At 72.1% G+C, this 26621-nt stretch carries 33 protein-coding genes; 19 read left to right on the forward strand and 14 right to left on the reverse strand.

Annotated elements, in window-relative coordinates; genetic code table 11:
• Nucleotides 1-35 precede the first annotated feature (35 nt).
• Together alr and ACFQO7_RS34285 are read left to right on the forward strand one after the other, a co-directional pair.
• Nucleotides 36-1217, forward strand: a complete 1182-nt coding sequence (gene alr, locus ACFQO7_RS34280) for an alanine racemase (RefSeq protein ID WP_376810278.1) — start codon at nucleotides 36-38, stop codon at nucleotides 1215-1217.
• Nucleotides 1214-2215, forward strand: a complete 1002-nt coding sequence (locus ACFQO7_RS34285; protein WP_376810279.1) for a D-alanine--D-alanine ligase family protein — start codon at nucleotides 1214-1216, stop codon at nucleotides 2213-2215. The genes alr and ACFQO7_RS34285 overlap by 4 nt, the downstream gene beginning before the upstream one ends.
• A 129-nt stretch (nucleotides 2216-2344) precedes the next feature.
• On the opposite strand, the gene ACFQO7_RS34290 is transcribed toward ACFQO7_RS34285, so the two are convergent.
• A complete protein-coding gene (locus ACFQO7_RS34290; protein ID WP_361052099.1) occupies nucleotides 2345-2764 on the reverse strand; it encodes an FBP domain-containing protein in 420 nt (139 codons plus the stop codon).
• A gap of 125 nt (nucleotides 2765-2889) precedes the next feature.
• On the opposite strand from ACFQO7_RS34290, the gene ACFQO7_RS34295 reads away from it, so the two are divergent.
• The 3 genes from ACFQO7_RS34295 (at nucleotide 2890) to ACFQO7_RS34305 (ending at nucleotide 5329) form a co-directional block, all read left to right on the forward strand.
• Nucleotides 2890-3540 (forward strand): HAD family hydrolase, encoded by a 651-nt coding sequence (locus ACFQO7_RS34295; RefSeq protein WP_376810280.1) that lies wholly within the window; start codon nucleotides 2890-2892, stop codon nucleotides 3538-3540.
• 77 nt (nucleotides 3541-3617) lie between these two features.
• On the forward strand, nucleotides 3618-3875 hold the full coding sequence (locus tag ACFQO7_RS34300) for a hypothetical protein (protein WP_203690644.1): 258 nt from the start codon (nucleotides 3618-3620) through the stop codon (nucleotides 3873-3875).
• Nucleotides 3876-4012: 137 nt separating this feature from the next.
• Entirely contained in the window at nucleotides 4013-5329 is a 1317-nt protein-coding gene (locus ACFQO7_RS34305; RefSeq protein WP_376810310.1) for a hemolysin family protein, read from the forward strand.
• A 34-nt stretch (nucleotides 5330-5363) separates the two neighbouring features.
• On the opposite strand, the gene ACFQO7_RS34310 is transcribed toward ACFQO7_RS34305, so the two are convergent.
• Entirely contained in the window at nucleotides 5364-5942 is a 579-nt protein-coding gene (locus ACFQO7_RS34310; RefSeq protein WP_376810281.1) for a TetR/AcrR family transcriptional regulator, read from the reverse strand.
• Nucleotides 5943-6104: 162 nt separating this feature from the next.
• Between ACFQO7_RS34310 and ACFQO7_RS34315 the strand changes: the two genes are divergently transcribed.
• The gene (locus tag ACFQO7_RS34315; protein WP_376810282.1) at nucleotides 6105-6824 is read left to right on the forward strand and encodes a hypothetical protein; all 720 of its coding nucleotides are present in this window, start codon (nucleotides 6105-6107) and stop codon (nucleotides 6822-6824) included.
• A 42-nt stretch (nucleotides 6825-6866) separates the two neighbouring features.
• Here ACFQO7_RS34315 and ACFQO7_RS34320 read toward each other — a convergent pair whose 3' ends face one another.
• Together ACFQO7_RS34320 and ACFQO7_RS34325 are read right to left on the reverse strand one after the other, a co-directional pair.
• Nucleotides 6867-7340 carry an NUDIX domain-containing protein gene (locus ACFQO7_RS34320; RefSeq protein WP_376810283.1) on the reverse strand — a complete coding sequence of 158 codons (474 nt, stop codon included), beginning with the start codon at nucleotides 7338-7340 and terminating at the stop codon, nucleotides 6867-6869.
• The gene (locus ACFQO7_RS34325) at nucleotides 7337-7903 is read right to left on the reverse strand and encodes a TetR/AcrR family transcriptional regulator (protein ID WP_376810284.1); all 567 of its coding nucleotides are present in this window, start codon (nucleotides 7901-7903) and stop codon (nucleotides 7337-7339) included. The genes ACFQO7_RS34320 and ACFQO7_RS34325 overlap by 4 nt, the downstream gene beginning before the upstream one ends.
• Before the next feature lie 80 nt (nucleotides 7904-7983).
• On the opposite strand from ACFQO7_RS34325, the gene ACFQO7_RS34330 reads away from it, so the two are divergent.
• Complete coding sequence (locus ACFQO7_RS34330) at nucleotides 7984-8394, forward strand: nuclear transport factor 2 family protein (RefSeq protein WP_376810285.1); 411 nt, start codon at nucleotides 7984-7986, stop codon at nucleotides 8392-8394.
• Between the two features lie 8 nt (nucleotides 8395-8402).
• Here the strand turns inward: ACFQO7_RS34330 and ACFQO7_RS34335 are convergent, their stop codons facing one another.
• The 4 genes from ACFQO7_RS34335 to ACFQO7_RS34350 form a co-directional block, all read right to left on the reverse strand.
• Nucleotides 8403-9521 (reverse strand): Imm1 family immunity protein, encoded by a 1119-nt coding sequence (locus ACFQO7_RS34335; RefSeq protein ID WP_376810286.1) that lies wholly within the window; start codon nucleotides 9519-9521, stop codon nucleotides 8403-8405.
• A 198-nt stretch (nucleotides 9522-9719) separates the two neighbouring features.
• Nucleotides 9720-11078 carry an Imm1 family immunity protein gene (locus tag ACFQO7_RS34340; protein WP_376810287.1) on the reverse strand — a complete coding sequence of 453 codons (1359 nt, stop codon included), beginning with the start codon at nucleotides 11076-11078 and terminating at the stop codon, nucleotides 9720-9722.
• Nucleotides 11079-11203: 125 nt separating this feature from the next.
• The gene (locus ACFQO7_RS34345) at nucleotides 11204-11431 is read right to left on the reverse strand and encodes a hypothetical protein (RefSeq protein ID WP_376810288.1); all 228 of its coding nucleotides are present in this window, start codon (nucleotides 11429-11431) and stop codon (nucleotides 11204-11206) included.
• Nucleotides 11432-11433: 2 nt separating this feature from the next.
• Nucleotides 11434-12723 carry an AAA family ATPase gene (locus ACFQO7_RS34350; RefSeq protein WP_376810289.1) on the reverse strand — a complete coding sequence of 430 codons (1290 nt, stop codon included), beginning with the start codon at nucleotides 12721-12723 and terminating at the stop codon, nucleotides 11434-11436.
• A 152-nt stretch (nucleotides 12724-12875) separates the two neighbouring features.
• Between ACFQO7_RS34350 and ACFQO7_RS34355 the strand changes: the two genes are divergently transcribed.
• Genes ACFQO7_RS34355 through ACFQO7_RS34370 form a run of 4 tightly spaced genes read left to right on the forward strand, consistent with a single transcriptional unit; the run spans nucleotide 12876 to nucleotide 16070 of the window.
• Nucleotides 12876-13307: a hypothetical protein gene (locus tag ACFQO7_RS34355; protein ID WP_376810290.1), complete on the forward strand. Its 432-nt coding sequence runs from the start codon at nucleotides 12876-12878 to the stop codon at nucleotides 13305-13307.
• Nucleotides 13307-14182, forward strand: a complete 876-nt coding sequence (locus tag ACFQO7_RS34360) for a tetratricopeptide repeat protein (RefSeq protein ID WP_376810291.1) — start codon at nucleotides 13307-13309, stop codon at nucleotides 14180-14182. Before ACFQO7_RS34355 ends, ACFQO7_RS34360 begins: the two co-directional genes overlap by 1 nt.
• Nucleotides 14173-15207: a class I SAM-dependent methyltransferase gene (locus ACFQO7_RS34365; protein WP_376810292.1), complete on the forward strand. Its 1035-nt coding sequence runs from the start codon at nucleotides 14173-14175 to the stop codon at nucleotides 15205-15207. The genes ACFQO7_RS34360 and ACFQO7_RS34365 overlap by 10 nt, the downstream gene beginning before the upstream one ends.
• A 59-nt stretch (nucleotides 15208-15266) precedes the next feature.
• The gene (locus tag ACFQO7_RS34370; protein WP_376810293.1) at nucleotides 15267-16070 is read left to right on the forward strand and encodes a PhzF family phenazine biosynthesis protein; all 804 of its coding nucleotides are present in this window, start codon (nucleotides 15267-15269) and stop codon (nucleotides 16068-16070) included.
• On the opposite strand, the gene ACFQO7_RS34375 is transcribed toward ACFQO7_RS34370, so the two are convergent.
• The 3 genes from ACFQO7_RS34375 to ACFQO7_RS34385 are packed head-to-tail and all read right to left on the reverse strand — an operon-like array spanning nucleotide 16071 to nucleotide 17428.
• Nucleotides 16071-16460, reverse strand: coding sequence for a hypothetical protein (locus ACFQO7_RS34375; RefSeq protein ID WP_376810294.1), 390 nt, complete (start codon nucleotides 16458-16460; stop codon nucleotides 16071-16073).
• Nucleotides 16457-16735 (reverse strand): hypothetical protein, encoded by a 279-nt coding sequence (locus tag ACFQO7_RS34380; protein WP_376810295.1) that lies wholly within the window; start codon nucleotides 16733-16735, stop codon nucleotides 16457-16459. The genes ACFQO7_RS34375 and ACFQO7_RS34380 overlap by 4 nt, the downstream gene beginning before the upstream one ends.
• Nucleotides 16736-16771: 36 nt before the next feature.
• The gene (locus ACFQO7_RS34385; protein ID WP_376810296.1) at nucleotides 16772-17428 is read right to left on the reverse strand and encodes an MOSC domain-containing protein; all 657 of its coding nucleotides are present in this window, start codon (nucleotides 17426-17428) and stop codon (nucleotides 16772-16774) included.
• A gap of 52 nt (nucleotides 17429-17480) precedes the next feature.
• Between ACFQO7_RS34385 and ACFQO7_RS34390 the strand changes: the two genes are divergently transcribed.
• On the forward strand, nucleotides 17481-17954 hold the full coding sequence (locus tag ACFQO7_RS34390; RefSeq protein WP_376810297.1) for a GNAT family N-acetyltransferase: 474 nt from the start codon (nucleotides 17481-17483) through the stop codon (nucleotides 17952-17954).
• A 31-nt stretch (nucleotides 17955-17985) separates the two neighbouring features.
• On the opposite strand, the gene ACFQO7_RS34395 is transcribed toward ACFQO7_RS34390, so the two are convergent.
• Nucleotides 17986-18201 (reverse strand): winged helix-turn-helix domain-containing protein, encoded by a 216-nt coding sequence (locus ACFQO7_RS34395; protein WP_376810298.1) that lies wholly within the window; start codon nucleotides 18199-18201, stop codon nucleotides 17986-17988.
• A gap of 465 nt (nucleotides 18202-18666) precedes the next feature.
• On the opposite strand from ACFQO7_RS34395, the gene ACFQO7_RS34400 reads away from it, so the two are divergent.
• A complete protein-coding gene (locus ACFQO7_RS34400; protein ID WP_376810299.1) occupies nucleotides 18667-18927 on the forward strand; it encodes a hypothetical protein in 261 nt (86 codons plus the stop codon).
• Here the strand turns inward: ACFQO7_RS34400 and ACFQO7_RS34405 are convergent.
• Nucleotides 18902-19594, reverse strand: a complete 693-nt coding sequence (locus ACFQO7_RS34405; protein ID WP_376810300.1) for a hypothetical protein — start codon at nucleotides 19592-19594, stop codon at nucleotides 18902-18904. The genes ACFQO7_RS34400 and ACFQO7_RS34405 overlap by 26 nt on opposite strands.
• A gap of 93 nt (nucleotides 19595-19687) precedes the next feature.
• Here ACFQO7_RS34405 and ACFQO7_RS34410 point away from each other — a divergent pair, with 93 nt between their 5' ends.
• On the forward strand, nucleotides 19688-21094 hold the full coding sequence (locus tag ACFQO7_RS34410) for a protein kinase domain-containing protein (RefSeq protein WP_376810301.1): 1407 nt from the start codon (nucleotides 19688-19690) through the stop codon (nucleotides 21092-21094).
• A gap of 91 nt (nucleotides 21095-21185) precedes the next feature.
• On the opposite strand, the gene ACFQO7_RS34415 is transcribed toward ACFQO7_RS34410, so the two are convergent.
• Nucleotides 21186-22112: a DUF4184 family protein gene (locus ACFQO7_RS34415; protein WP_376810302.1), complete on the reverse strand. Its 927-nt coding sequence runs from the start codon at nucleotides 22110-22112 to the stop codon at nucleotides 21186-21188.
• Between the two features lie 95 nt (nucleotides 22113-22207).
• Here ACFQO7_RS34415 and ACFQO7_RS34420 point away from each other — a divergent pair, with 95 nt between their 5' ends.
• From ACFQO7_RS34420 to ACFQO7_RS34440, 5 genes are all read left to right on the forward strand, one after another.
• Complete coding sequence (locus ACFQO7_RS34420; protein WP_376810303.1) at nucleotides 22208-22450, forward strand: hypothetical protein; 243 nt, start codon at nucleotides 22208-22210, stop codon at nucleotides 22448-22450.
• Between the two features lie 49 nt (nucleotides 22451-22499).
• Nucleotides 22500-23462, forward strand: coding sequence for an aldo/keto reductase (locus ACFQO7_RS34425; protein ID WP_376810304.1), 963 nt, complete (start codon nucleotides 22500-22502; stop codon nucleotides 23460-23462).
• Nucleotides 23463-23479: 17 nt separating this feature from the next.
• Nucleotides 23480-23767: a GNAT family N-acetyltransferase gene (locus ACFQO7_RS34430; RefSeq protein ID WP_376810305.1), complete on the forward strand. Its 288-nt coding sequence runs from the start codon at nucleotides 23480-23482 to the stop codon at nucleotides 23765-23767.
• A gap of 164 nt (nucleotides 23768-23931) precedes the next feature.
• Entirely contained in the window at nucleotides 23932-25521 is a 1590-nt protein-coding gene (locus ACFQO7_RS34435; protein ID WP_376810306.1) for an ABC-F family ATP-binding cassette domain-containing protein, read from the forward strand.
• Between the two features lie 53 nt (nucleotides 25522-25574).
• Nucleotides 25575-26546, forward strand: a complete 972-nt coding sequence (locus ACFQO7_RS34440) for a sporulation protein (protein ID WP_376810307.1) — start codon at nucleotides 25575-25577, stop codon at nucleotides 26544-26546.
• The last annotated feature ends 75 nt before the right edge of the window (nucleotides 26547-26621 follow it).

The raw sequence follows: 26621 nt of genomic DNA on the forward strand, positions 1-26621 counted from the left end.
GGCACCCTCACACCCCCTGCTGTTGGCTACCCACCGTGACTGGAGAGCTGGCTGAGGCGGTCGTCGACCTCACGGCGATCGAGGGCAACGTCGGACGGATCGCCGGGGCCACGACCGCCGCGGTGATGGCCGTGGTGAAGGCGGACGGGTTCGGCCACGGCGCGGTGCCGGTGGCGCGGGCCGCGCTGGCCGGCGGCGCGACCTGGCTCGGGGTGACCAGCGCGGCCGAGGCCCTGGAGCTGCGCGGCGCGGGGCTGGCCGCGCCGGTGCTGAGCTGGCTGCACAGCCCTCGCACCGATTTCGCCGCGCTGGCCGCCGCCGACGTCGACGTGTCCGTGGCCGCCCCGGAGCTGCTCGACGCGGTCGCCGCCGCGGCCCGCGCCACCGGCCGCCCGGCCCAGGTCCACCTCAAGATCGACACGGGTATGTCACGGCACGGTGCGACCGCCGCGGGCTGGCCGGAACTGGTCGCCTGGGCGCGCAAGTACCAGCGTGAGGGCGTGCTCGCCGTGCGCGGCGTGTGGTCGCACCTGGCCACCGCCGACTCCTCGCCCTACGGCGTGACCGCGCAGACGGCCGCGTTCACCGAGGCGGTGGCGTACGCCCGCGACGCCGGGCTGGAGCCCGAACTGCTGCACCTGGCGAACTCGGCGGCCGTGTTCACCGCCCCGCACACCCACTTCGACCTGGTCCGCGCCGGCATCGCGGTGTACGGGGTCGAGCCCGTGCCCGGTCGCGCCTTCGGGCTGCGCCCGGCGCTCACCCTGCGTACCGAAGTGATCATGACCAAGCGGGTGCCGGCCGGCACCGGGGTCTCCTACCAGCACACCCACGTCACCGAGCGGCCCACCACGCTCGCGCTGATCCCGCTCGGCTTCGCCGACGGCATCCCGCGCGGCGTCGACGGCCGGGCACAGGTCCTGCTTGGGGGGCGGCGATTGCCGATCATCGGCCGCGTCGCCATGGACCAGTGCGTCATCGACGCGGGCGACTCCGACGTCCGCATCGGCGACCCGGTCACCGTGCTTGGCCCCGGCCACACCGGCGAACCCACCGCCGCCGACTGGGCTGCGTGGGCAACCACCAACCCGCACGAAATCCTCACCGGCATCGGCACCCGCGTGCCCCGCCGCCACGAAAGGAAGGGCACCTTCACATCGCACGTCCGTGTAGAAGGTGCCCTTCCTTTCCGCACCATGGAAGGAAGCGTTCGATGAGACTTGGCGTCATTTACGGGGGGCGTAGCGGGGAGCACGAGGTTTCGTGCAAGAGCGCGCGGAGCATCCTCGCGCACCTGGACCGGGGTCGGTACGACATCACCGAGGTGGTCATCGGTCGCGAAGGGGCCTGGCACGTCGACGGCATCCCGGTGAGCATGGGCGACGCGCTGCGCACACTGGGCCGGGTCGACGTGGTCTTCCCCGCGCTGCACGGCCCCTACGGCGAGGACGGCACGGTGCAGTCGCTGCTGGAGATGGTCGGCGTGCCGTACGTCGGCAGCGGCGTGCTGGCCAGCGCGACCGGCATGGACAAGGAGTTCACCAAGAAGATCCTCGCCGCCGACGGGCTGCGGGTGGCCGACGGTGTGGTGCTGCGGCCCGGCCAGGACGACGTGTCCCCGGCCGACCGCGAGCGTCTGGGGCTACCCGTCTTCGTCAAGCCGGCCCGGGCCGGGTCGAGCATCGGGGTCACCCGCGTCGACGACTGGGCGCAACTGCCCGCGGCGCTGGCCGCGGCCCGCGCGTGCGACGGCAAGGTGCTCGTCGAGGCGGGCGTCGCCGGGCGCGAGGTGGACGTGGCGGTGCTCGAACACCCGGACGGCACGCTGCAGGCCGGGCCGCCGCTGGAGATCAGGGTCGCCGACGGGCACGGCTTCTTCGACTACGACGCCAAGTACACCGCCGGTGAGGTGGTGTTCGACATCCCGGCCCGGCTCGACCCGTGGGTCGTCGCGCTGCTGCAGTGCCGGGCGCTGCAGGCCTTCGCCGCGCTGGAGTGCCGGGGGCTGCTGCGGGTGGACTTCTTCCTGCCCGAGGGCGGTGGCGAACCGGTCCTCAACGAGGTCAACACGTTCCCGGGGTTCACCTCCGCGTCGCAGTACCCGCGGATCTGGCAGGCCGCCGGAATCTCCTACCCGGAGCTGCTGGACACCCTGGTGAACACCGCGGCCGCGTCGGCGGCCCGCTCCCTGACCGCCCTGGCCGGGCGGCGCTGAGACGCCGCGGAGCCCGGTGACTGGGGTAGTGCCGGGTTCCGCGGACACCTCGCGCCGGCCTGGGGAACGCCGGCCGCCCGAACCTGGCGGCTTAGGCGGCACGGCCTCCCCGGGCCGGCGCACCACCGCTCAGGAGTGCAGCACCTCGGCGAGGAAGGCGTCGACCCGCGCCTCGACCTCGTCCCCGGGCACACACGCCAGGTCGGCGCACATGTAGGTGCCGACGCTGTCGCCCCGGCGTCCCGCGTCGCCCTTGCGGCGGGCGGTGAACAGGGTCACCTCGTCGGACGGGCGTACCGCCTGGCACAGCAGGCACATCGCGGCCCGCCGCCGCGACATCACCGAGTCGGCGGCCCGCAGCAGCAGCCCCACCGGCCGGCCGTCGCGCCAGCGCAGCAGGTAGCCGCGCTGCTCCAGCTTGCCGTCCCGCCAGCCGAGGAAGGTCCGCCCCGCCCAGTCGAGGTCCGCGAAGTCCTTCGGCAGGGTCATCGCCGACGCGTCGCCCCGCGAGCAGTTCGCCATGGCCCGCCTGATCTGCGGTTCTGTCATCGGTTCCACCCGGCGCACGGTACGCGCGGCCCGTCGGCGCGAGCCACCCGTTTTCCGCGGTGACCGGCGGCACCCGGGCCGCACCCGTGCGGGGTATCCACCCCCGCGCCCGATATCCTGGGCAGATGATCAAGGCAGTGGTGTTCGATGTGGGCGAGACGCTGATCGACGAGACCCGCATCTGGAGCCGCTGGGCCGACCGCCTCGGCGTGCCCCGCTTCGCCATGCTCGGGCTGCTCGGCGGCATGGCCGCCATGGACCGCCCGCACGGCGACGCGTTCGCGCTGCTGCGCCCCGGCCTCGACGTGGACGCCGAGATGGCCGCCTGGGCCGCCGACGACCCCGACGGGCTGCGGGAGAACTTCGACGAGGCCGACCTCTATCCCGACGTGCGCCCGGCCTTCGCCGAGCTGCGCCGCCGCGGCCTCGCCGTGATCATCGCCGGCAATCAGCCGCCGCAGGCCAAGGCCGCCCTGGAACGGATGGACCTGCCCGTCGACGCGATCTACACGTCGGCCGAGTGGGGCATCGAGAAGCCGCACCCGAGCTTCTTCGCCAAGGTCGCCGAAGTCGCCGAGCTGGCCCCGGCGGCGATCTGCTACGTCGGCGACCGGGTCGACAACGACGTGCTGCCCTCCACCCGCGCGGGCATGAAACCGGTCCTGGTGCGCCGCGGCCCGTGGGGCTACCTCGGCTCGGAGAAGCCCGAGGCGGCCCGCCACGCGACCATCGTCGACGGCCTGGAAACCCTGCCCGACCTGCTGCGACCCGCCTGATCGGGTGCTGATTCGCCAACCGCCTGCGCCTGCCGTCCACGCTCCTTAGCGTGGAGGTGATCCGTCGAGGAGGAGCGATGCCCAAGAACAACCAGTCCCGCCGGCACCCGCGCCAGGACAAGCCGCGTGTCGAGCAGGATCAGCCCGGAACGCCGCACGCCGAGCACGACCACATGCCCGGCGAGCACGCGGCCTGGGCGTCCGAGCACGCGCAGGAGCAGTCGCGCCAGCGCGCCATGGCGGCGCGGGAGAAGGCCACCCGGACGCAGATGTCGGTCGGCCAGTCCGGTGTGATGCGCCTGAAGAAGGGCAACCAGCCCCGCGGCGGCCGCTGACGGGTCCGGCAGACCCGGCCCCAGGGCCGTGACCTGCTGCTACCGTTGACCGAATGGAAGGCTGTGATACCAGGCCGGGCCGACGCCCGGCCTGCGCGTACCGGCTGTCACTCCAGGCGGGCCCCAGGTGATCGATGGTGGGCGACCACTGGATACAGCTGGTTCTGGTAGCCGTACTGATCGTGTTGAACGCGCTGTTCGCCGGCAGCGAGATGGCGCTGGTCTCCCTGCGTGAAGGCCAGCTGCGCCGGATGGAGCAGCAGGGTGGCGGCGCCGCGGCCGCCGCGGCACTGGCCCGGGACCCGAACCGGTTCCTCGCCACCATTCAGATCGGCATCACCCTGGCCGGGTTCCTGGCCTCGGCGACCGCCGCCATCGCCCTGGCCGAGGTGCTGCAACCCGCCCTGGGTTTCCTCGGGGCCGCCGCCCGGCCGGTCGCCGTCGTCGCCGTGACCCTGGTGCTGACGTTCCTCACCCTGGTCTTCGGCGAACTCGCGCCCAAACGCGTCGCCATGCAGCACGCCGAGCGGTGGGCACGCGTGGCGGGCCGCCCGCTGACCGTGCTCGCGTCCATCTCCCGGCCGTTCGTCTGGGTGCTGAGCAAAGCAACCGACCTGGGCGTACGCCTCATGGGCGGTGACCCGCACCGGCACCGCGGCGACGAGATCACGCCTGCGGAGGTGCGCGACATGGTCAGCGTGCACCGCGGCTTCACCGCCGAGCAGCGGCTGATCATCGCCGGGGCCGTGGAGATCACCGAGCGGGTGCTGCGCGAGGTGCTGGTCCCGCGCCGCAACGTGTTCACCCTCGACGCCGACATGCCCGTCGAGGTGGCACGCAAGGAGCTCGCCGGCTCGGGGTTCTCCCGCGCCCCGGTCGTCCGGCGGCGCAACCTCGACGACACGCTCGGCATCGTCCACCTGCGGGACCTGCTCGCCGACGACGCGGCCGGCCTGGCCGACATCGCCCGCCCGGCCCTGCTGCTGCCCGACTCCCTGCACGCCGCCGACGCGCTGCGCCGGTTCAAGCTCGAACACCAGCAGTTCGCGCTGGTCGTCGACGAGCACGGAGCGGTCGACGGCATCGTGACGTTGGAGGACCTGCTGGAGGAGGTCGTCGGCGAGATCTACGACGAGACCGACCGGGACGTGATGGCCGTGCAGCAGGGCGACGACGGCGACATGCTGCTGCCCGGCACGTTCCCGATCCACGACCTGCCCGACATCGGGGTCAACCTGGGCGAGCGGCCCGGCGGCGACTACATCACCATCGCGGGGCTGGTCATCGCGATGCTGGGGCACGTGCCGACCCGGACCGGCGAGATCGTGCACCTCGACGGGTGGACGGCGCAGGTGACCTCGGTGGACCGGCACGCCATCACGGAGATCCGGCTGCGCCCCTGCGGCGGCCCGGCGGGCGACGCGCTCTGCCCGCCGAAGCCGCGCACCGGGTGACCCCCGGACCGGCCCTGCGCGGCGGCGGCTCGGACTACGCGGGCGAGAGCAGGGTGTCGAACACGGTCGTGAAGAAGTTGTCGAAGGCCGCTGGCGAGCGGTCGGTGCGTGCCCTGATCAGCGTGCCCTCCCAGGCGTTGACCAGGAAGCCGGCGGTGGTGGCGGGGTCGAGGCCGGCACGGACCGCTCCAGTGCGCTGGGCTTCGGTCAGGGTCGCCGCGACCAGCGCCGTCCACGCGTCGAGGCTGCCGCCGACGGCGTCGCGCACGGCGTCGATGTGGTCGGCGATCTCGGCGCCGAAGTTGCCGTAGAGGCAGCCGCGCCCGTACCCGTGCCGGATTACGTCGTCGCGCAGGAACGTGAAGTGCGCCCGGAGCCGGTCGAGCGGCGGGACGCCGGTGTCGGCGAGGTCCTGCAGGCGACGGCTTTCGCCGTAGCGTTCGAGCACCACCACGGCGAGGTCTTCCTTGCTGCCGAAGTGGTTGTAGAACGAACCCTTGGGCACCCCGGCGGCGTCGGTGATGTCCTTGACCGCCGCGGCGTGGTAGCCGCGGCTGTGGAACTGGTCGAGCCCGGCCGCCACGATCTCCTCGCGCATGCTCTTCCTGCCCATCACGCAGCACCTCCGTCCTGAATATGACCGGTCGTCTCGCCATCGTCAAGCCCTCCCCGACGTGATCCAGCGCTCGTTGCCGCGACTTAAGACGACCGGTCATATTTAAGCCGCATCCGGGTCGACGACCGGCCCGACGATCCCCGCCACGGAGGCAGCGCAGTGAACGACCTGACCGACTTCGTCATCGAGGCCCACGGCGGCCTCGACCGCTACCGCCGGTTCACCTCGGCGACGGCCCACTTCCGCACCGGTGGGGCGCTGTGGCCGGTGAAAGGCCGGCCGGGGATCCTCGCCGAGACCGAAGTGCGCGTCGACCTGCGGGAGCAGCACGCCTCCCACCGCCCCTTCCCGGCGCCCGGCCTGCGCACCTCGTTCACCGCGCAGCGGGTGGCCATCGAGAGCGACACCGGCGAGGTGCAGGCCGAACGGCTCGACCCGCGCGCCGCCTTCGCCGGCCACACCCTGCACACCCCCTGGGACGACCTGCACGTCGCCTACTTCGCCGGTTACGCCATGTGGACCTACCTGACGGCCCCGTTCTCGTTCGCCTCGCCGGGCTTCCGGACCGAGCAGCTGTCCTCGGTGCAGGAGGGCGGGCAGACCTGGCAGCGCCTCAAGGTCACCTTCCCGGACCACGTCGCCACCCACTGCCGGGAGCAGACGTTCCACTTCGACGAGTCCGGGCTGCTGCGCCGGCACGACTACACGGCCGAGGTCATCAACGCCGGTCCGGCCGCCCACTACTGCTCCGATTACCGCGAGTTCGACGGGATCATGGTGCCGACCCGGCGACGCGTCCACCCGGTCGGCGCGGACGGCACGGTGGACCGCGATCTCGAACTCGTCACCATCGACATCGACGAGGTCTCGTTCACCTGATCCGCACGCCGGGTCCGGTCAGCACGGTGGGCGAGGACCGGCTCAGCCGAGGTATGGGGTGTCGCGGTCGGCGAGGTGGTGGCGCAGGCGCAGCCGGGTCGACTCGTGGATCGGCAGCGTGTCGAACTCGGCCGGATCGACGTAACGCAGCTCGGTGGACTCCTCGCTGCGCGACAGCGCGCCACCGACGACCCGGGCACGGAACACGAGGCTGAACTGCTGACGCACCTCGCCGTCGGCGTACGCGATGACGTGCCCTGGGTCGGTGTAGACCCCGACCAGACCGGTGATCGCGACGTCGAGCCCGGTCTCCTCGCGGACCTCGCGGATCACGCACTGTTCGAGGGTCTCGCCGATCTCCATGGTGCCGCCGGGCAGCGACCAGTTGCCCGAATCGGCCCGCCGCTGCAGCAGCACCCGCCCCCGCTCGTCGACGATGACGGCGACCCCGCCGGGCACGATGCGGGTGGCCGTGGGCGCGTCCGGGTCGTGGAAGTGGTCGCGGCGAGTGCTCATGTCGCAGGCCCTAGGCCGGCGAAGACGACGGCCAGGGTGCGAGCCTGCAACCGCTCGTCCCATCCGCCGGTCACCGCGCCCTGGCAGACCGCGCCGAGCAGCGCCATCACCTCGGGCAGGTGTACGTCGCGGCGGACCGTGCCCGCGTCCTGCGCCGAGGTCAGCAGCCCGTCCACGGAGCGTTCCAGCATGCCGACCGCGTCGGGGATGCTCAGCTCCGTGCCCGCCTCGGCGAGCAGGTCGAGCACGGTCTTCTGCCGTGCCGCCTGGGCGACCAGCGTGGTGAAGAAGGCGAACAGCGCCGTGCCCGGCGGGCGGTCGCGCCGCAGCATCTCCACATCGGAGACCAGCCGGGCCAGCAGGCCCTTCATGATCTCGCGGAGCAGGTCGGCCTTGGTCGGGAAGTGCCGGAACACGGTGCCGATGGCGACACCGGCCCGGTTGGCGACCTCCTCGGTGGACGCGGCCGGTCCGCGCTCGGAGAACACCTGCTCCGCGGCTTGCAGGATGCGGTTGCGGTTGCGCAGCGCGTCCGCACGCATCGGCTTGTCGTCAGGCGGCACGGCTCTCCCCTTGAAAAGATGAGTTGCCACTCACTATCGTACGAAGTCGAGTCATCGCTCATCTTAGCCGGAGGTGTCCCATGTCCACACCCCACGAAGCGTTCGATCGGTTGCGCCGGCAGTGGTTCGTGTCCGACGGGCCCATCCTGGACCCGGAGTTGTTCACCGAGGACGTCGTCCTCGAGATGCCGTTCGCGGCGCCCGGCCACCCTGACCGGATCGAGGGCCGGGCGGCGTTCGTCGCGTTCGCCGAGGCCGGACGAGCCGCGCTGCCGGTGCGCTTCGACCGCTGCCAGGTCACCGCAATGCACGAGACCGCCGACCCGGACGTCATCGTCGTGGAGTACGAACTCGGCGGCACCGTCACGACAACCGGCAGGCAAGCGTCCGCGCCGTTCGTCGGCGTGCTGCGCGCCCGCGACGGGCGCATCGCACACTGGCGGGAGTACCAGCACACGCTCGCCATCGCCGAGGCCCTCTCCGCAGCCTGAACAGCGCCCTACCCCGGCAGCTGGCCGGTCGCGCAGTAGCTGCCGAGCACGTCGATCGCGACATCCATGGAGATCGCCGCGCTCGGCGGATACACGGGTCGCCCGGCGTCGGAGAGGACAACCGGTGCCGTACGCGGCCCCTCCGGTCCGGTGATCACCACGTACGCCGGGGTGCCGTCGACCGGTGCCGTCACGAGCAGACTCTGCTCGCCACCGAGGCTGATCCGCACCGGCACACCGGACTGCGGCACGAATTCGGCGGACCGCGGCAGCACGACCGTGCTCAGGTGCAGGCGGCGCACCTGGGCACGAAGTTGCTCGGCGGTGCTCATCTCGCAGCTCCGGGCTCCCTCATCCCACGTCAGCAGCCCGAGAACGACCGGCACCGGGCCGGCCACCGGCGACCGCTCCGGCTTCCTCGCGGACGCCTGGATCGGACGCGGCCGCGCTCGCGAGTCGCCCTCGAACCAGCGGATGATGACCCAGAAGACCGCCGAGAACAGGACAGTCCACAGCGACAACAGCAGCAACACCCCGCTTCCACTGATCCGAGTGGTCGGGAGCACCTTGGCCATGACCACGAAGCCGAACGCGAACCCGGCGATCACCACCACGATCAGACCGAACGGCCAGAACTGCTGCCAGCGGCTACGCCACCGTTCCGCAGCGGAGCCGAACTGCAGCTTCGCCCTGGACGGCTTACCGTCGGCATCCGGCCAGTAAAAAACCCAAAGCCACGCGACGACGCTCACCCCGACGGTCGCGTCCTTGGCCACGGCCAGCCAGGGCACATCGAACCAGGCGGCCGGGGCGGCCAATGCCGATACCAGCAGAAGCAAGATGACAAGGAGCACCAGGAGCACCGGATCGGTCAGAACCAGTTTGGCCGCCTTGCCGAACGAAAACTCCGCACCGGGCCTCGGCTGTCCGGAACCCTCCGCGCCGCCGTAGACGGCCTCCCGTTCGACGTGAAGCCGCCCCGCCTCCCTCATGACGACGCGCAGCAGGTAGAACTGAACTGCCATGGACGCCGTGGTAACCGCGAAGGTAGGAACATTGCCGTCCTCCGGAACCAGCGCAATGCTGGCCAGTACCACCAGAACGTTCACCGAGATCGCCGCCAGCAACGGGTGCTGCCCGAACCATCTCCACAGCCGACTCATCACCGCACGCCCCCGCGTCTGTCGATCATCGGCCAGACCGTAGCGGATCCACGCCAGGCGGTGGGGTCAGCGCATTTCGTGCTGCGCACCCGCGAGCTCACTGGCGGGAGTGCCGGCACACCCTCGCCGTCGCCGAGGCGCTCGGCGCATCCTGAACAGGGCCTACCCCGCATCGCCGGCAGGCCGGACATCCGGTGCCACGTCATCCGTTGCGGTGACGGCACCCGGCAGCTCGCCGGTCGCGCAGTATCTGCGGAGGATCTCCATGGCAAGGTCGAAGGGCAGGTAGGCGTGGGACGGGTAGGTGTGAACCTGCGGGTCGGCGAAGGCCTTCGCCAGGCCTGACATCGTGACGACTCTCGACAGAGCCGGGTCGTCGGGGTCGGTCAGCAGGACGGTCCTCTCCTCGCCGAGACTGATCCGCACGGTCATGCCCGACTCGGGCGTGAAGTCGGCGGTCCTGGGCACGGTGACCGTGCTCAGATGCAGCCGCAGCAGTTCGGCGTGCAACTGCGCCGAACTGCGCACCACACGGTCTCTGCTGCCTTCATCCCACGTCAGGAGACCGCCGCCGCGATCTTCGTACACCGGCCGCGCGCCCCACAGCGGGACCGGCTCGAGCCGTGGCACCGGCAACGACGGGTGCTCGGGCTTCGCTCGCTTCGGAGCGGTGGGCGCGGCCGCCTGAGGCGGTGCCGGGTGCGGACCCGCGGCCTTCGGGCCGGTCGCCTCCCTCCACAGCCGGGCGATGACGTCGCTCTTCGGGTCGGTCGCGCTCGTCCGCAGCCGGGCGATGATGACGCGGAGAGCGACGTACCACACGACCAGCCAGAGTGCCCACCCGGTCACCAGCGCCGCCCGGTCCGTCCCGACGGAAGGCACCAGTTGCTCGATGAGCAGCAAGCCCAACGGCAGAGCAGCGAATGCGGCCGCCAACAGCGTGAACGGCCGAGTCCGCGCTCGGCGGTGACGACGTCGCTGCGCGGCAGATCCGGACTCCGGCTCCGCTTCGATCAGCAGCAGGAGGTGCGGGAGTCCCCCGATGAGGGCGATGTTCAGCAAGAAAGTCATCATCGAGTACAGGCCGCTGGTCACGGCGAGCCCAAGCCGGTCGAACCAGGCAGTCGGGACAGCGAGCGCGAACACCGCGAAGGCCAGGTGCAGCAGCAGAAGCACCGTGTACGGACCGAGCCTGAACTCCCTGAGCGCTGACTTGACGGCAGGAACCACATCCCACACCGGCGAACCGTCGCGGAGCGGGTCACCTTCTAGCGCGGCCTGCCGCTCTGCGCTGCGGGCAACCATCCGAGCACTGATCGCCTGGTAAACGGCGAGCGGCACCGTCAAGAACGCCATCGCGAAGACGCCTCGTGGCAGGTTGCCGTCCTCCGGCACCAGCCAGCCAATGGCGAAGGTGCCTCCCCCGTACAGCGCCACAAGCAACAGAATCGAGAAGTACGCGCTGAACGATGACCGGTTCCGGTTGATGGAACCGGCCCTCGACTTCCACAACCGACTCACGCCTTGACGCCCCCGTCATGTCGATGATCACGCAGACAGTAGCGGGACGCGCCAAGCGGTGGGCGTCGAAGAGCTGCTCGGTCGAGCCGGCGGCGAAGCAGCCCACCGTTCCTGTCAGGTGCTCGTCACAGCCATTCGATCCGCCAATGCGAAGTACTGAACAGGGTCCGCAGCTCCGCCATGTCCTTGGCCCAGTGGTCGCCGCCGGCGGAGGGATTCTCGATGTCGTCCACCAAGAACACGTAGTAGCCGCGCGTGTGCTCGGCGTCGAACTGGACGCACAGAAAGAATCCCTCGTCCTCACCGGCCACGATCCGGCCGTGCCGGTCGAGGTGGATGTCGGTCGTCGGCACGGTCAGAGCAGTTTCTGCTTCTTCAGGTAGCCGACCAGCTCGTCGTACGCGCCGCCCTCGTTGGCGAACATCGCCACGTTGCGGGCGGTGGTGAACCACGGCCCGGTGGACGGGCGCACCTCGCGCAGCGCCGCCTCGAAGTCGCGCTGCTCGATCATCCGCAGGTCGCCGCTGGTGATGGAGTCGTGCATGGCGAACTCGGTGGCGGTCTCGCACAGATGCGCCAGGTCCGCGCCGGAGAACTGCTCCGTGGACCCGGCCAGTTTCTTCAGGTCGATGCCTGCGATGGGCCGCTGCCGCAGGTGGTACTCGATGATCGAGCGCCGGGCGGCAGCGTCCGGCGGCGCGACCAGCACGGTGCGGTCCAGGCGGCCGGGGCGGCGCAGCGCCGGGTCGACGTCCCAGGGGGCGTTGGTCGCGGCGAGCACGAACACGCCCTCGTTGGCCCCCTCCATGCCGTCGAGTTCAGCCAGCAGCTGGTTGCCGAGGGTACGCATCGCCGAGGACTTCATCTGGCTGCGCTTGTGCCCGAGCGCGTCGACCTCGTCGAGGAAGATCACGCACGGGGCGTTGCGCCGGGCGGTCTCGAAGATCTCGTGCAGGTTGCGCTCGGACTCGCCGATCCACATGTTCAGCACGTCGACCAGCGAGATCGTGGTGAACTTGGCACCCATCTCCCCGGCGACCGCGCGGGCCAGGAACGTCTTGCCGCAGCCGGGCGGGCCGTAGAGCAGCAGGCCGCCGCGCAGGCTCTTACCGTACAGCTCGCGTAGCTTCTTGTTCTTCATCGGCGCGAGGAACGACAGCTCCAGGCGCTTCTTCACGTCGGTCATGCCGCCGACGTCGGCCAGGCGCACGTCGCTGCTCTCGACGTCGAAGACCCGGTCGCCGTCGCCCTTGACGGCCTCGGGCTCGTCGTCGGCGGAGGCGAAGCGCAGCGGCACCGAGTCGGCGAACTGCGCCTCCAACGCCAGCCAGTTCAGCTCGCCGCCCGGCGCGGCGGGCTGCGGGGCCTCGGCGGCCGGCTCGGCCTGCCCCGGTTGTTCGGGCTGCGGAGCCTGCGGCGTCTGCGCCGCGGGCTTCGCCGGCGCGGGGCCGCCGAGGGCGCGGGCCATCAGCGCCTGGGCCTGCTCGTGCTGCGGCTGCAACGCCAGCACCGCCGCGAGCTGAGCGATCGCCTCGCCCGACCGGTCCGCGGCGACCAGCAGCTCGGCGACGTGCAGCCGCAGCGGCAGGTCGTCGGGGCGGGCGGCGACGGCCGCAAGCAGACTTTCGATCAGCGAGGAGCTCATGGCGTGCCATTATGCTGGCTCGTCGCAGCTCGCGGTGCCCCCTACCCGCCGGTTCGGATCGGCCGGAACAGCGGCCCCCGCAGCTGCGGTGAAGTCACTATGCTGTGCCGACCCGGCCACGCGCCGACGTGACACCCCACCCCGAGGACCGCATGAACGACGACCTGTTCCGCCCGACGATCACCGCCGCGCCCGTGGCGGCCGGCGATCCCCCGTGGCGGCCCTCCTCGATCGTCTACCCGGCGTTCCTCGGCGGCCCGCTGGCCGTGGCGGTGCTCGGGGTGCTCAACGCGCGCCGGCTGTCGCTGGGCGTCAACCAGCAGCTGGCCGTCGCCGCCGCCGGGCTCGCCGCCGTCGCGGCGCGACTGGCCCTGACGGCTCTGCTCGGGCAGACCCAGGCCCGGATCCTGGGCACCGTCTTCGGGCTGCTGGTCTGGGGCGTCGTCAGCATGACCCAGAAGAAGGCATTCCGGGCGTACGAGTACGGCAACGGTGAACCGGCGAGCCTGATCGGCGCCGGCCTGGCCGCCGTCATCGGCTGCGGCCTGCTGGAGAACATCCTGATCGCGGTGGTGGTGGACTGATGACCGAGCACGCCCACGCCCCGGCGCTGCTGCGCGCTCATGCCCTGCTGGCCGCCGACCGGCCCGAGGACGCGCTGCGCGAGCTCGCGGTGCTGCCCGAGTCCGACGCCGGGTCGGCGCTCGTGTTCGAACTGCGCGCGGCGGCGCTGCTCCAGCTCGAACGCTGGGGCGAGGCGCGCGACGCGGCCCGGGCGGGCCTGGCCGCGGGCGGCCCCGACCCGGACCTGCTCTGCCGGCTCGGCCTCGCCGAGCACCGGCTCGGCCGGCCCGAGACCGCCGAGCGGGCGCTGCTCGACGGGCTGGCGATCGCGCCGGAGGACGTCAGCCTGCTGTGCGTGTACGCCCGGCTGTGCCTGGAGCACGGCCAGCTCGACAAGGCCCGCCGCCTGGTGGAACTGGCCGCGGCGCAGGACTCCGACGCGCCGATCGTGTTCTCGACCCGGGTCCAGCTCGCCCACGCGAGCGGCGACGACGTGCTCGCCCAGCGGATCAGCCGCGAGTTCGTCGCCGCCCACCCCGAGAACGCGCAGGCGCACGCCCTGCTCGGCGGCACCAGCGCGGCCCGGGGGCAGGTCCGGTCGGCGTACTCGGGGCTGCGCCAGGCGGTCGCGAACGATCCGACCGACCGCGACTTCGCGCGGGCCGCGTACGAGGCCCGGATCGGGCTGCACCCGCTGCTGGTGCCGCTGCGCCCGTTCACCCGGTTCGGGCCGGTCAAGACGTGGATCGCCGCGATCGTCGTCATCTACGGCCTGCGCAGCCTCGGGCTGCCGACGCTGTCGGCGGTGGCCGCTGTGGTGTGGTTCGTGCTGTGCGTGTACTCGTGGATGGTGCCGCCGCTGCTGCGCCGCTGGCTGATGCGCCGGTGGCGCTGACCGCCGTGCGTCTTCTCGACGACGAGGCCCTGGAGCGGTCCTCGGTGGTGGCGAACAACGCCATGAACCGCGAACGCGGGCTCGACGGCGTCAACAGCTACGCCCGTGACCTGGGCCTGCATCCGCTGGACCGGCTCCGGCCGCGGCTGGCCGAGCACGGCGCGGCGGCGTGGCTGGACCTGTGCTGCGGCCAGGGCCGGGCCCTGGTCGAGGCCGCCGGTCAGGCGCCGGACGGGCTGGAGATCGTCGGCGTGGATCTGGTGGGCCACTTCGACCAGCGGGCGTACGCGCTGAACGGCGGCCTCACCCTGGTCACCGCCTCGATCGCGCAGTGGCAACCGGACCGCGCCTTCGACCTGATCACGTGCGTGCACGGGCTGCACTACGTCGGGGACAAGCTCGGCGTGCTCGCCCGCGCGCTGACCTGGCTGTCCCCCGGCGGCACGTTCGCCGCGCACCTGGACCTGGCGAGCATCCGGCTGGCCGACGGCGCACCGGCGGCCCGGCTGGTGCGCCGCCTGCTGCGCGAGGCCGGGGTCGCCTACGACGCCCGCCGCCGCATCGTCACCCGCACCGGCCCGACCGTGCTGGACCTGCCGCTGGAGTACGCCGGAGCCGACGACCAGGCGGGCCCGAACTACACCGGCCAGCCCGCCGTCGACTCCTACTACCGCCCGCTGCGCACCGGCACCCGACCCGACCCGGTGCCCGTGCCACGCAGGTCCGTCGTGGTCGACGACCAAGGCGTGCGCGTCGGGCACGGCACCTGGACCTTCGAAGCCGATTGGGACGAGCTCAGCAGCGCCGCGCTGTCCCGGATCGTGTTCACGCCCGCCGACGTTGATCATCTCGAACTCGACATCGACGTGACCTGGGGCGAGTTCACCACCGTCTCCTCCGACGCGGACGGGTTCACCGAAGCGGTCGCCGAGTTCGCGCGCCGCTGGGGCCGCCCCGCCCCCGACCTCACCACGCTCGACCCGGCCGACGGCCACATCGTCGTCTGGCAGCGGCCCGACGAGTAGGGCCACCGGCTCGTCATTGGCGCTACGCCGCGCCGCACCCGCTGGTCTAGGGTCGTCACATGCGGATCAGGATCGTCGACGCGTTCACCGACCGGCCTTTCGGCGGCAACCCGGCCGGGGTCGTCGTGCTGGCCACGGACACGTTCCCGGACGAGGCGTGGATGCAGCGCGTCGCCGCGGAGATGAACCTGGCCGAGACCGCGTTCGCGCATCCGCGTGGCGGGCAGGACTGGGCGCTGCGCTGGTTCACGCCGCTGTGCGAGGTGAACCTGTGCGGCCACGCCACCCTGGCCATGGCCCACGCCCTGGTCGAGGACAAGCTGATCGGCGACCTGGTCGCGTTCGACAGCCGCAGCGGGGTGCTGACGGCCGCCGTCGCCGGCGACGGCGCCATCACCCTGGACTTCCCGGTCTCGCCGCTGACGCCCGCCGAGCCGGTCGGGGTCGCCGAGGCGCTGGGCGCGCCGGTGCTCGCCGCGTGGGAGACCGGCCCGGCGCTGGGCGACCTGCTGGTCGAGGTCGCCGACGAGCAGACCGTCCGCGACCTGCGGCCGGACCTCGCCAAGGTCGCCGCGCTGGCCACCCGCGGTGTGATCGTCACGGCGGCCGCCGCCGACCCGTCGTCCGGGTACGACTTCGTGTCGCGGTTCTTCGGCCCGGCCGTCGGCGTCCCGGAGGACCCGGTGACCGGCAGCGCCCACACCGCGCTGTCGCCGCTGTGGGCCGGGCGGCTCGGCCGCGACGACCTGGTCGGTCTGCAGGCCTCGGCCCGCTCCGGGCTGGTCCGCACCGCCCTGCGCGGCGACCGCGTCGAACTGACCGGCCGCGCCGTCACCGTCCTCGACGGCACCCTGCACGCCTGATCAGTCCACCGCCCAGATCATCGGCTCTTCGAGTACCGTGCGGGCGCCGACCACGTCCCGAGTCATCAGTGGCACGTCCTCGGACAGCACCAGCAGGCACGAGTGCGCAAGGCTGAGCCGACCGGCGCGCTTCGCGATGGTCCCGACCATGAACCCGTCCTGTGGCCGACACTCGACGATGTCGACGGTCGGTAGGTCCAGAAGCACATCCAGCAGGTCGGCGGCATCGCTGCCGGCACGCTGGTAGGCCTCGGCGACGCACAGCACCGACGTCATCATGCTGCGGTTGAGGTCTGCGCAGAAGGACAGCTGGTAAGCGACCTGGGGATCGGTGCCCTCCGCATAGGCGAGCAGCGCGCCTGTGTCGAGAACGCGGATCGCCGGGGTCACCGCTCCCGCCGCGCCAGTTCGGCCAGACGCGCGTCGAGCCGACGCCGCCGTTCCGGATCCGAGCGCCGTGCGTCTGCTTCAGCAACCGAACGCGCGATCCGCTCGTACTCCTCGCGCGGGACCTCCTCGACACCGACTGCGGCGAGCGCCTTCCGCGTCGCGTCCAGCCGTTGTCTCATCCGCACAGCCTCTGCGATGTATCCGGAGGCATTGCCGTGGGCCCGCACCGCCTCGGCGAGGTCGTCCGGCAGGCTGATGGTGAACTTGGCGGTCATACCAGAAAGGCTATATTGGTATGACCGCATCGGCAATCATCCAGCCGTACGCAGGCGGGCCTTGTTGAGGATCTTCTCTGGCAGCGCGTCGGCCGCCAGCAGGCTCGGCAGCAGTTCGGGCTCCAGGGTCAACGCGCGGAACGTCAGCGCCACCGTCACGTCGTGGTCGGGCCGGTGCAGCACCGTCACCGGGTCGCCTTCCTTCACCCGGCCCGGGACGATCACGCGCAGGTACGCCCCCGGCAGGGCGCGTTGGGTGAACGTCTTGATCCAGCCCTGCTCGCGCATCTGGTCGGCGAACGTCCGGCACGGGATGCGCGGCAGCGACACCTCCAGCACCGCCTCGTCGCCGACCTGCCACCGCTCGCCGATGCGCGCCCCGTTGACGTCGACGCCGGACGTGGTCAGGTTCTCCCCGAACATGCCACCGGCGATGTCGCGGCCCAGTTCGGCCGCCCAGCCGTCGAGGTCCTCCCGGGCGTACGCGTACACGGCCTGGTCGTCGCCGCCGTGGTGGCGCCGGTCGCAGATCTCGTCGCCGACCACACCGCTGCCCAGCCCGCCGTCCTTGGGCCCCGGCGCCCGCAGCTCGACGGATCCGGCCACCGGGTGCTTGTCGATCGCGGTGACGCCGACGTCGGCGGCGTCGCAGTGCTCGGCTTTGCCCAGGTTGACGGAGAGTACGGTGCCCATCCGGCCAGCCTAGCCGTCCTCACCTGGACGGCCACCGAGTATCCTCCCCGCCATGATCCGCCCCGCTGTGCCGGCCGACGTCCCGGTGCTCATCGACCTGATCCGCGAGCTGGCCGAGTACGAGAAGGCCCCGCAGGAGGCCAAGGCGACCCCGGCGCAGCTGCACGAGGCGCTGTTCGGTCCGCACCCGGCCGCGTTCGCGCACGTGGCCGTCGACGACGAGTCCGGCGAGCCGGTCGGCATGGCGATGTGGTTCCTGAACTTCTCCACCTGGCACGGCGTGCACGGCATCTACCTGGAGGACCTGTACGTGCGCCCGGCGGCCCGAGGTAAGGGTCACGGCAAGGCGCTGCTGCGCGAGCTGGCCCGCATCTGCCGCGAGCGCGGCTACACCCGCCTGCAATGGTGGGTTCTGAACTGGAACACCCCCGCGATCGACTTCTACCGGTCGATCGGCGCGAAGCCGATGAACGACTGGACCGTGTACCGGGTCACCGACGACGCCCTGGCCGCGCTCGCGGCCTAGGTTTCGGCGAGGGGGCATGCATGCCCCGGCCTCAATCGGCGACGTAGACGCCCCGGCCCGGCGCGCCGATGACAACGCCCCGATCGCGGAGCAGCGCTATCGCCTTCGCGATCGTCGAGAACCCCACCGAGTACAACTCGCCGAGCTGGTTGTAGCTGGGCAGCTTCGCGCCCGGCGGGTACTCGCCACTCTTGATCCGTTCGGACAGGTCTTCGGCGATCTGGGCATAGGTCATCGGTATAGGCATGGTGTCTCCCCTGGCTGGCACCCCGATACAACCACGCTCCCCAATTCACCCGCCACACACCGTTGCCCCTATGTGACCTATACGCATAGGCTACCGAGGTAGCTCTCCCCTGGCTGGCGCTTCGGGAGAGCTGCCCAAGCCCCGGCGGACGCACCCTGCCGGGGTCATCGGCACCCCCGCCGTACGCGACAGGAGACTCCGTGCCGCGGGGGCATACGTGGAGGCGTGATGAGCAGGCAGACCCTCACCGACACCGAGCCCCCGGCCCGCATGGGCCGATGAGGACACGCAAGAGTGGACTCTCGCGGAGCGGCTGCGGTACGACATCGTGAGATTCAACGACGCGCACACCTGGCGCGTGCCGACGGACGACGACCTACGCGCCATCGCCGACTTCCTCCGCCTCGATCCCGACGCATGACAAGCCCGACGTTCTGGGTAGCCGCCAACGGCAGCGCAGTGCGCATGGGCGACACGGTGGCGCTGGCCGACGGAAACGGTGTCGTCGTCGCCACCACCGAGATGGGTTGGCCGATCGTCGAGGTGACCGCCGGGCAACGCCTGGGCAAGCGCGTCTGCGTTCGTCCGTCCGACGTCCTCTCCCTCATCGCACACACGACGGGAAATCCTCGCGCTACCGGTGAGCAAGCACGCGTCACGACGACATCCGATACGCACAGCCGACGCCTGGGTCACGCCGTCACCCGTGCGACCCGCACCCGCTGACCTGGTGTTCGACCCGGTGCCGCAGGTACTCGTCGGAGCTGGTGCGGGCGATGCGGATCGCCTCGACGACCAGCGGGCGCAGCTCGGCCGGGTAGGCGTCGGCGGCCAGCGGCAGCATCGGCAGGATGCGGCGGCGGGCGTCGAGGTCGGAGTCGGCGAGGAACACCCGCAGCGCGGTGTGCCGCCAGACGACGGCGAGGTCGGCGCACCGGTCGTCGTCGGGCTGCTGCGGCATGGCGGTGTAGTCGTCGTCGCCGAATCCGAGCTCGCGGGCCCAGTACCACGCGCCCGCCGCACCGGCCCGCTCGGCGCTGGTGCCGTGTGCGAGCAGTTCGATGAGCGCGTGCTGCACGCGGCGCATGCCGTAGGCGGCCAGCATGGGCTTGACGAAGGTCCGGTTGCCGCTCGGGTTCGGGTCGTGAATCGCCGCCCGCAGCAGCGCCTCGAACCATGCGGGCTCGGCCGGGCGGGCGATGAACACCTGGCGCAGCGCCTCCCGCGCCCGGGTCTCCGGTGCGCACCACGACGGTTCGTCCGGCGGCCGTGCACCGGTCAACACGATCAGGTCGCGCAGGCACTGTGCGAACTCCTGCTCGCCGCCGGCCGGGCCCGGCAGCGCCGCGAAGGATCGCGCCTGATGGGTGCTCGTGTGCTCTACCGCTGGCATGTCGAGAAGTGTCCACCCCGCTGCCGCACTCCCGTGTGTGGACGGTGACCAGGGTGTTTGACTGACGGCGGCCGATACCGAAGGCTGGCGGCCATGCTTGATCCGGGGTTGACGCTCGGCGGCCGGTACACGTTGCAGGTGCTGATCGCGCGCGGCGGCATGGGTGAGGTGTGGCGCGCCGAGGACACGGTGCTGGGCCGCCGCGTCGCGGTGAAGGTGCTGCTGCCGAACCTGGCCGTCGATCCCGGGTTCGCGGCTCGGTTCCGGGCCGAGGCGCAGGCGATGGCGGCGCTCAGCGACCCGGGCATCGTCGAGATCTACGACTACGGCCAGGCGGACGGCATCGCGTACCTGGTGATGCAGTTCGTGGAGGGCGAGTCGCTGCTGTCGCTGGTGCGCCGGACCGGCCCGCTGGAGCCCGCGCGGGCGATGCGGCTGCTGGCCCGGGCCGCGGACGCGATCCACGCCGCGCACCTGCAGGGCATCGTGCACCGGGACGTGAAACCGGCGAACCTGCTGCTGCGCCCGGACGGGCGGCTGGCGCTGACCGATTTCGGCATCGCCCGGATCGTCGCCGCCGACCGGCTCACCGCCGCGGGCGAGATCTTCGGCACCGCGTCCTATCTGGCCCCGGAGCAGGTGACCGGTGCCGACATCGGTCCGGCTACCGACGTGTACGCCCTCGGGGTGGTCGCCTACGAGATGCTGACGCAGCGCCGTCCGTTCGCCGGGGACACCCCGCTCGCGGTGGCGTTGCAGCATGTCAACGAGCCGCCGCCGGAGCTGCCGGACGGCATCCCGGAGCCGGTCCGGGCGGTCGTCATGCGGGCGCTGGCGAAAGATCCGGCCGACCGGTGGCCGAGCGCGGCGGCCCTGTCCGCGGCTGCCTCGGCGGCCGCCACCGAACCGGCGGGTGGTGTGGCGGTCGGGGCACGCCCTGATCTGCCGCGTGCTGAGCCGGGGGAGGCGGCGGGCACCCGGCGGCGGCCCGTGCTGATCGGCACCGCGGCTGTGCTGTCGCTGGTGGCGCTCGTCGCCTTCGTTCTGTCCCGGGGTGGGGCCGAGGAGTCTCCGGCGCAGGGCCCCGCGACGTCCCCCTCGGTGGCGGTGTCCGGTTCCGCGGTCCCGGCGACCACCCAGGCGGCGACGCCGGTTGCGGGCACCACGCCGACGCACCGTGCGTCGCCCGCGGCGCCTGGCGGGACCGAGCCGTCGGACGCCCCGGTCGACCCACCCGAGCCCGCCGAGACGGCGAACCCGGCCGGATCGCCCAGCCCGCAGTCCACGAACCGCACTGTGCCCGGCATGTTCAGTTGGCGGGAGGCCGAGGTGAAGGAGGCCATGGAGCGGCTCGGGCTGGTGGCGAACATCGAGTACCGGTCGACGCTCGACCAGTGCCACGTCCTGGACCAGTCCCCGCCGGGCGGCACCGTCGTCGCCGCAGGCTCCACCGTCGACGTGGTGATCGGCAAACCGACCGGCATCTGCAAGGTCACCTGACCGAACCGGACCCGATTACGCGGATCTAGAAGCTTTATAGTCGCCCCAACGACCATAAAGCTTCTAGATCCGGCCGAGGAGCGCTGCGGCCTCAGTGGGTCGCCGTGGCGAAGGCCCGCCGGGCCGCGATCCGCACCGACACGGCCCCGACCAGCAGCGCCCCGGCGGCCACGTGCAGCAGCCTCACCCCGGTCGCCGCGGGAAGCCCGGAACCGGGCAGCGACGGCACCGTGGCCAGTCCCGCCAGCGCCGCTAGCGCCACCGCCGTCCAGAAGATCCGCGGCCGGGTGCGGAACCGCTCCGCACCGCCACTGACGGCGAGCCCGGTACTGACAGCGAGCCCGGTACTGACAGCGAGCTCCGCACTGATGGCGGGACCGGTGCTGTCAACGGGTCCAGTGCCGATGGTGGGACCGGTGCTGTCGGCGGGACCTGCGTCGGCCTCTGTGCCGCTCGCGGCGGCCGTGCCGCCGGCGGCGGCATGATCGTGTCCGGATCGCCGGGCGGCGCGGGCCGCGACGGTGAGGACGAGGGCCGCGCCGAGGACGGTGCCGGCCAGGTCGGACACCGTCCACCAGGCGATCGGGCTGACGTCGGCCCAGCGCACGCCGAACACGACATGGATCCAGCCGTCGGTGTGGGTGAGCAGGTCCCAGCCGACGTGACTCGCGGCCCCGAGCAGGCACGATGCCACAGTGATCCACCAGCGGTGCCGGTGGTCGCCGAGTTCGGCGTACGCCCGCCAGGTGAGACGCCGGTTTTCGGGCAGGTGGGCGGCGATCGTGCCGATCGTGCGCCGGGTGACCCAGGTGTAGGCCAGCGCGACCGGCAGGCACCACCACAGCAGCGCGTGCCAGGCGTGGGTGTCGGCGAACAGCCGCCCGTCGGCGTCCAGCGCCAGGTAGGCGACGTCGGGCGCGACCGCCCCGGCGGCCAGTGCCACGCCGTCGAACCAGCGCGGCCGCCACAGTTTCAGCGGCAGCACCGGCGCCAGGTGCGAGGGGAACGTCAGCGGCACCGCGGGAGCATAGCCCCAGGTGAGCCGATGACCTGCACGGCCTCGACCGGGTGGCCGCGTGTGTAGCGGGCCGGCGGCGCGGGTAGACGGGCGGCATGACGAAGGATGTGGTGGCACCGCCTGGCGGGGTGATGACGGACGAGGTCGGCACCATCACCGGTGAACTGACCCTGGAGCCGAAGGTCGGCAAGGACGGCACGGTCACGCTGCGGGCACAGTACAAAGGCGCCGAGGAGTGGTACACCGTCACCGGCGCGCAGATCGAGGTCCCCGACCCGGGCAACGGCGCGGCCGTCGACCGCGCCGCCCAGGACCTGCTCGCCCGCTTCGTCCCCTGACGAAGGACGCACCGGTGGGGTGCGGGCCGGGCGAGATAGTGTGGCGATCATGCGCTATCGGGCACTGGGAAAGTCAGGGCTGGTCGTCTCGGCGGTCGGGCTGGGCTGCAACAACTTCGGGTGGCGGCTCGACTTGGACGGCACGCGTGCCGTGGTCGACGCCGCGATCGACGCGGGCATCACGTTCTTCGACACCGCGGACATCTACGGCCGGGCGACCGCGATCGGGGCGTCGGAGTCGATGCTGGGCGAGGTCCTCAAGGGACGCCGTGACCAGGTCGTGCTGGCGACCAAGTTCGGCCACCAGGGCGCGGACATGGGCTACGGCCCGGCCGCCGGGGCCAAGGGCGGGCGGGCGTACATCCGCCGGGCGGTCGAGGAGTCGCTGCGGCGGCTGAAGACCGACCACATCGACCTGTACCAGCTGCACACCCCGGACCCTGTGACGCCGCTGGCGGAGACCCTGGCGGCGCTGCACGAGCTGGTCGTCGAGGGCAAGGTCCGCTACATCGGCAGCTCGCAGTTCGCGGGCTGGCAGATCGCCGACGCCGCGCGGCTGGCCGAGATCATGGGCGTGACGCCGTTCGTCAGCGCGCAGAACCACTGGTCGATGCTGGAGCGCGGCAGCGAGCTCGAGGTCGTGCCCGCCGCACGGCACTTCGGGCTGGGTGTGCTGCCGTTCTTCCCCCTCGCGAACGGCCTGCTGACCGGCAAGGTGCGCCGCGGGCAGGACGCGCCGTCGGACAGCCGGCTGGCCAAGGACCAGGCCGGGTTCATCACCGACGAGCGGCTCGACACCGTCGAGGCGCTCGCGGGCTGGGCCGAGGCCAACGGCCACGAGCTGGGCAAGGTCGCGATCGGCTGGCTGGCGGCGCAGCCGGGCTGCGGGTCGGTCATCGCCGGGGCGACCAGCCCCGCGCAGGTCGCCGCGAACGCGGCCGCCGCCGACTGGGAGCCGACCGCGGCGGAGCTCGCCGAGCTGGACAAGCTCGCACCGCTGCCGACGCTGTGACGGAGAGGGGGAGGTCCGTGGCCGAGGTCGAGGTCGTCGAGGTGCCCGAGAGCAGCCGGTACGAGGCCCGCGAGGGCGGCCGCCTGCTGGGCGTGCTGACGTACCACCGCAAGCCGGGGTCGATCGTGTTCGACCACACCGGGGTCGAGCCGGAGGCCCGCGGGCGCGGCATCGGCGCGATGCTGTGCGCGGCGGCACTGGCCGGCGCGGCCGCCGACGACGTGCACGTGGTGCCCCAGTGCTCGTTCGTGCGCCGCTGGGTCGAGGACAACCCGCAGTACCTGCCGCTGATCGAGCGGGCGTAAATCACTGGCAGCCCAGTGGGGCCGGCCGTTAGGCTGGCCCCACTATGGAGCTGTGACATCACCGACCGGCCTGTGACCTGAGGCGACGACGACCCGACCGCTCACGCGGGGGCCGTCGCGGATGCCCGGCAGGCTTCGAAATCGAGATCCCCTCGGTGGTGTCCATGCCTGCGCAAACCCTCATCGCGACCGACCTTGTCAAGATCTTCGGCGACCGTCGAGTGCTCGACGGCGTCAGCCTCACCGTGTCCGCCGGCCGCCGCGTCGGCCTGGTCGGCGAGAACGGCGCGGGCAAGTCCACGCTGCTGCGCCTGCTCGCCGGGGCCGACACCCCCGACTCCGGCACGGTCACCCGCCCCGACGACCTCGGGCTGCTGCACCAGGAACTGCCGTACTCCCCCGGCGACACCGTCGGCGGCGTGCTCGCCGAGGCGCTGAAGGAGAGCCGCGAGCTGCTTGCCCTGCTCGACGAGCTGGCCCGCGACCTGGGCGACACCGACCGGCTGGACGCCTACGGCCACGCCCTGGCCCGCGCGGAGCAGCTCGGCGTCTGGGACGCCGAGCGCCGCGCCGAACTGGTCATGCACGGCCTCGGCCTGGCCGGCCTCGCCCGCGAACGCACCCTGGGCACCCTGTCCGGCGGGCAGCGCTCCCGGGTAGCCCTGGCCGCCCTGCTGGTACGCCGGCCCGCCGCGCTGCTGCTCGACGAGCCCACCAACCATCTCGACGACGAGGCCGTGGCGTTCGTGGAACAGCAGCTGCGGCAACTGCCCGGCGCGGTCGTGGTCGCCAGCCACGACCGGGTCTTCCTCGACGAGGTCTGCACCGACATCGTCGACCTCGACCCCAGCGACGACTCCCCCGGCGGCCTGGTCCGCTACGGCGGCGCGTACACCGAGTACGTGCAGGCCAAACGGGAGCGGCGGGCCCGCTGGGAGCGCGCATACGCCGACCGGCAGGACGAACTCGCGGCGCTGCGGCTGTCTGCGGCAACCACGGCCCGGCAGGTCGCGCCCGGACGGCCGCCACGCGACGCCGACAAGATGGGCTACAAGTTCCACGGGGCCCGGGTCCAGTCGCAGGTGTCACGGCGGGTCCGCAACGCCGAGCAGCGCCTGGCCGTGCTCGAACGCGATCCGATCCGCAGACCGCCCGCGCTGCTGCAGTTCCAGGCGCCCGCACTGACCTCCGCCGGGGCGGGCGAGGACGCCGCGCTGACGCTGCGCGACGTGCACGTGCCGGGCCGGCTCGCCCTGGACCGGCTCGACCTGCCCGCCGACGGGCGGCTGCTGATCACCGGACCCAACGGGGCGGGCAAGTCCACGCTGCTGTCGGTGCTCGCCGGGCAACTGCGGCCCGCGCAGGGCAGCGTCACCCGCCGCCGCGGGCTTCGGGTCGGCTTGCTCGCCCAGGACGACCGCTTCGACGACCCGGCGGCCACCCCGCGCGCGCTGTACGACCGCTGCCACGCCGAGACACCGCTGGTGGAGCTGGGCCTGGTCGCCCCGCGCGACCTGGACCGGCCCGTCGGCGCGCTCAGCGTCGGCCAGCGCCGCCGGGTCGCGCTCGCCCTGCTCATCGCCGACCCGCCGCACCTGCTGCTGCTCGACGAGCCGACCAACCACCTGTCCCCCGCCCTGGCCGACGAACTCGAGGACGCGCTCGGCCGGGCGCCCGGCGCGATCGTCGTCGCCAGCCACGACCGGTGGCTGCGCCGGCACTGGGCCGGGGCGCGACTGGACCTCGTCTGCTAGGAAGGTGTGAGCGCAGGTCGAGTGGACCCGCACCCCAGAGGAGATGCAGTTCAGTGGTTTTCAAGAAGATGCTCGCCGCGTTCGGCGTCGGCGGACCGTCGGTGGACACCGTGCTCGCGACCCCCGTCGTACAGCCTGGGGGCACGCTCAGCGGCACCGTGCACATCAAGGGCGGCGACCATGACACGCTGATCGAATACGTCTCCGTCGGCCTGGTCACCCGGGTCGAGGTGGAAGGCCACGACAGCGAGTACGACGCGACCGTGGAGTTCCACCGGGTCCACCTGACCGGCTCGTTCACGCTGGCGGCGGGCGCGCAGCAGTCGCTGCCGTTCTCGTTCGACGTGCCCTGGGAGACCCCGGTCACCCGGTTCTACGGCACGCCGCTGCACGGGATGACGATGGGGGTGCGCACCGAGCTGTCGGTGGCCAAGGCCGTGGACAAGACCGACCTCGACCCGGTCGGCGTCGAGCCGCTGCCGCTGCAGGCCGCCGTCATGGAGGCGTTCAGCCGGCTCGGCTTCCACTTCACCCGCGCCGACCTGGAGCGCGGCCGCATCCACGGGGTGCACCAGACGCTGCCGTTCTACCAGGAGATCGAGTTCCACCCGTCGCACGCGTACGCGGGCCGGATGCGCCAGCTGGAGCTGACCTTCGTGACCAGCCCGCAGGGCATGGACGTGGTGCTCGAGTTCGACAAGCGCGGCTTCCTCGGCTCGCACGACACGTTCAGCCGCCACCACGTCAGCCACGCCGACGCGGCCACCACCGACTGGCCCACCGTCGTCGACGGCTGGATCCGCGGGGCGCTGGACCGCCACGGCTCGGGCCACGGCGGCTACGGCCACGGCGGCGGCGGGCACGGCTTCCATGGCGGGCACGGCGGCCACCAGAGCCACCGCGGCCACGGCATGGGCGGCGTCGCCGCCGGCGCGGCCGCGGGCTTCCTCGGCGGCATGGTCGCCGGCGAGGTGGCCGAAGAGGTCTTCGACATGGACATGGACTTCGGCTTCGGCGACGAGTAACCCCCCACCCGCCTCCGGCGGCCGCCCCACCCGGCGGCCGCAACTCTTAAAAAGTCGCGGCCTCAGGGCAGCCCG

This window comes from Catellatospora aurea, from assembly GCF_042663325.1.
In the GTDB taxonomy this organism is placed as follows: Bacteria; Actinomycetota; Actinomycetes; order Mycobacteriales; family Micromonosporaceae; genus Catellatospora; species Catellatospora aurea.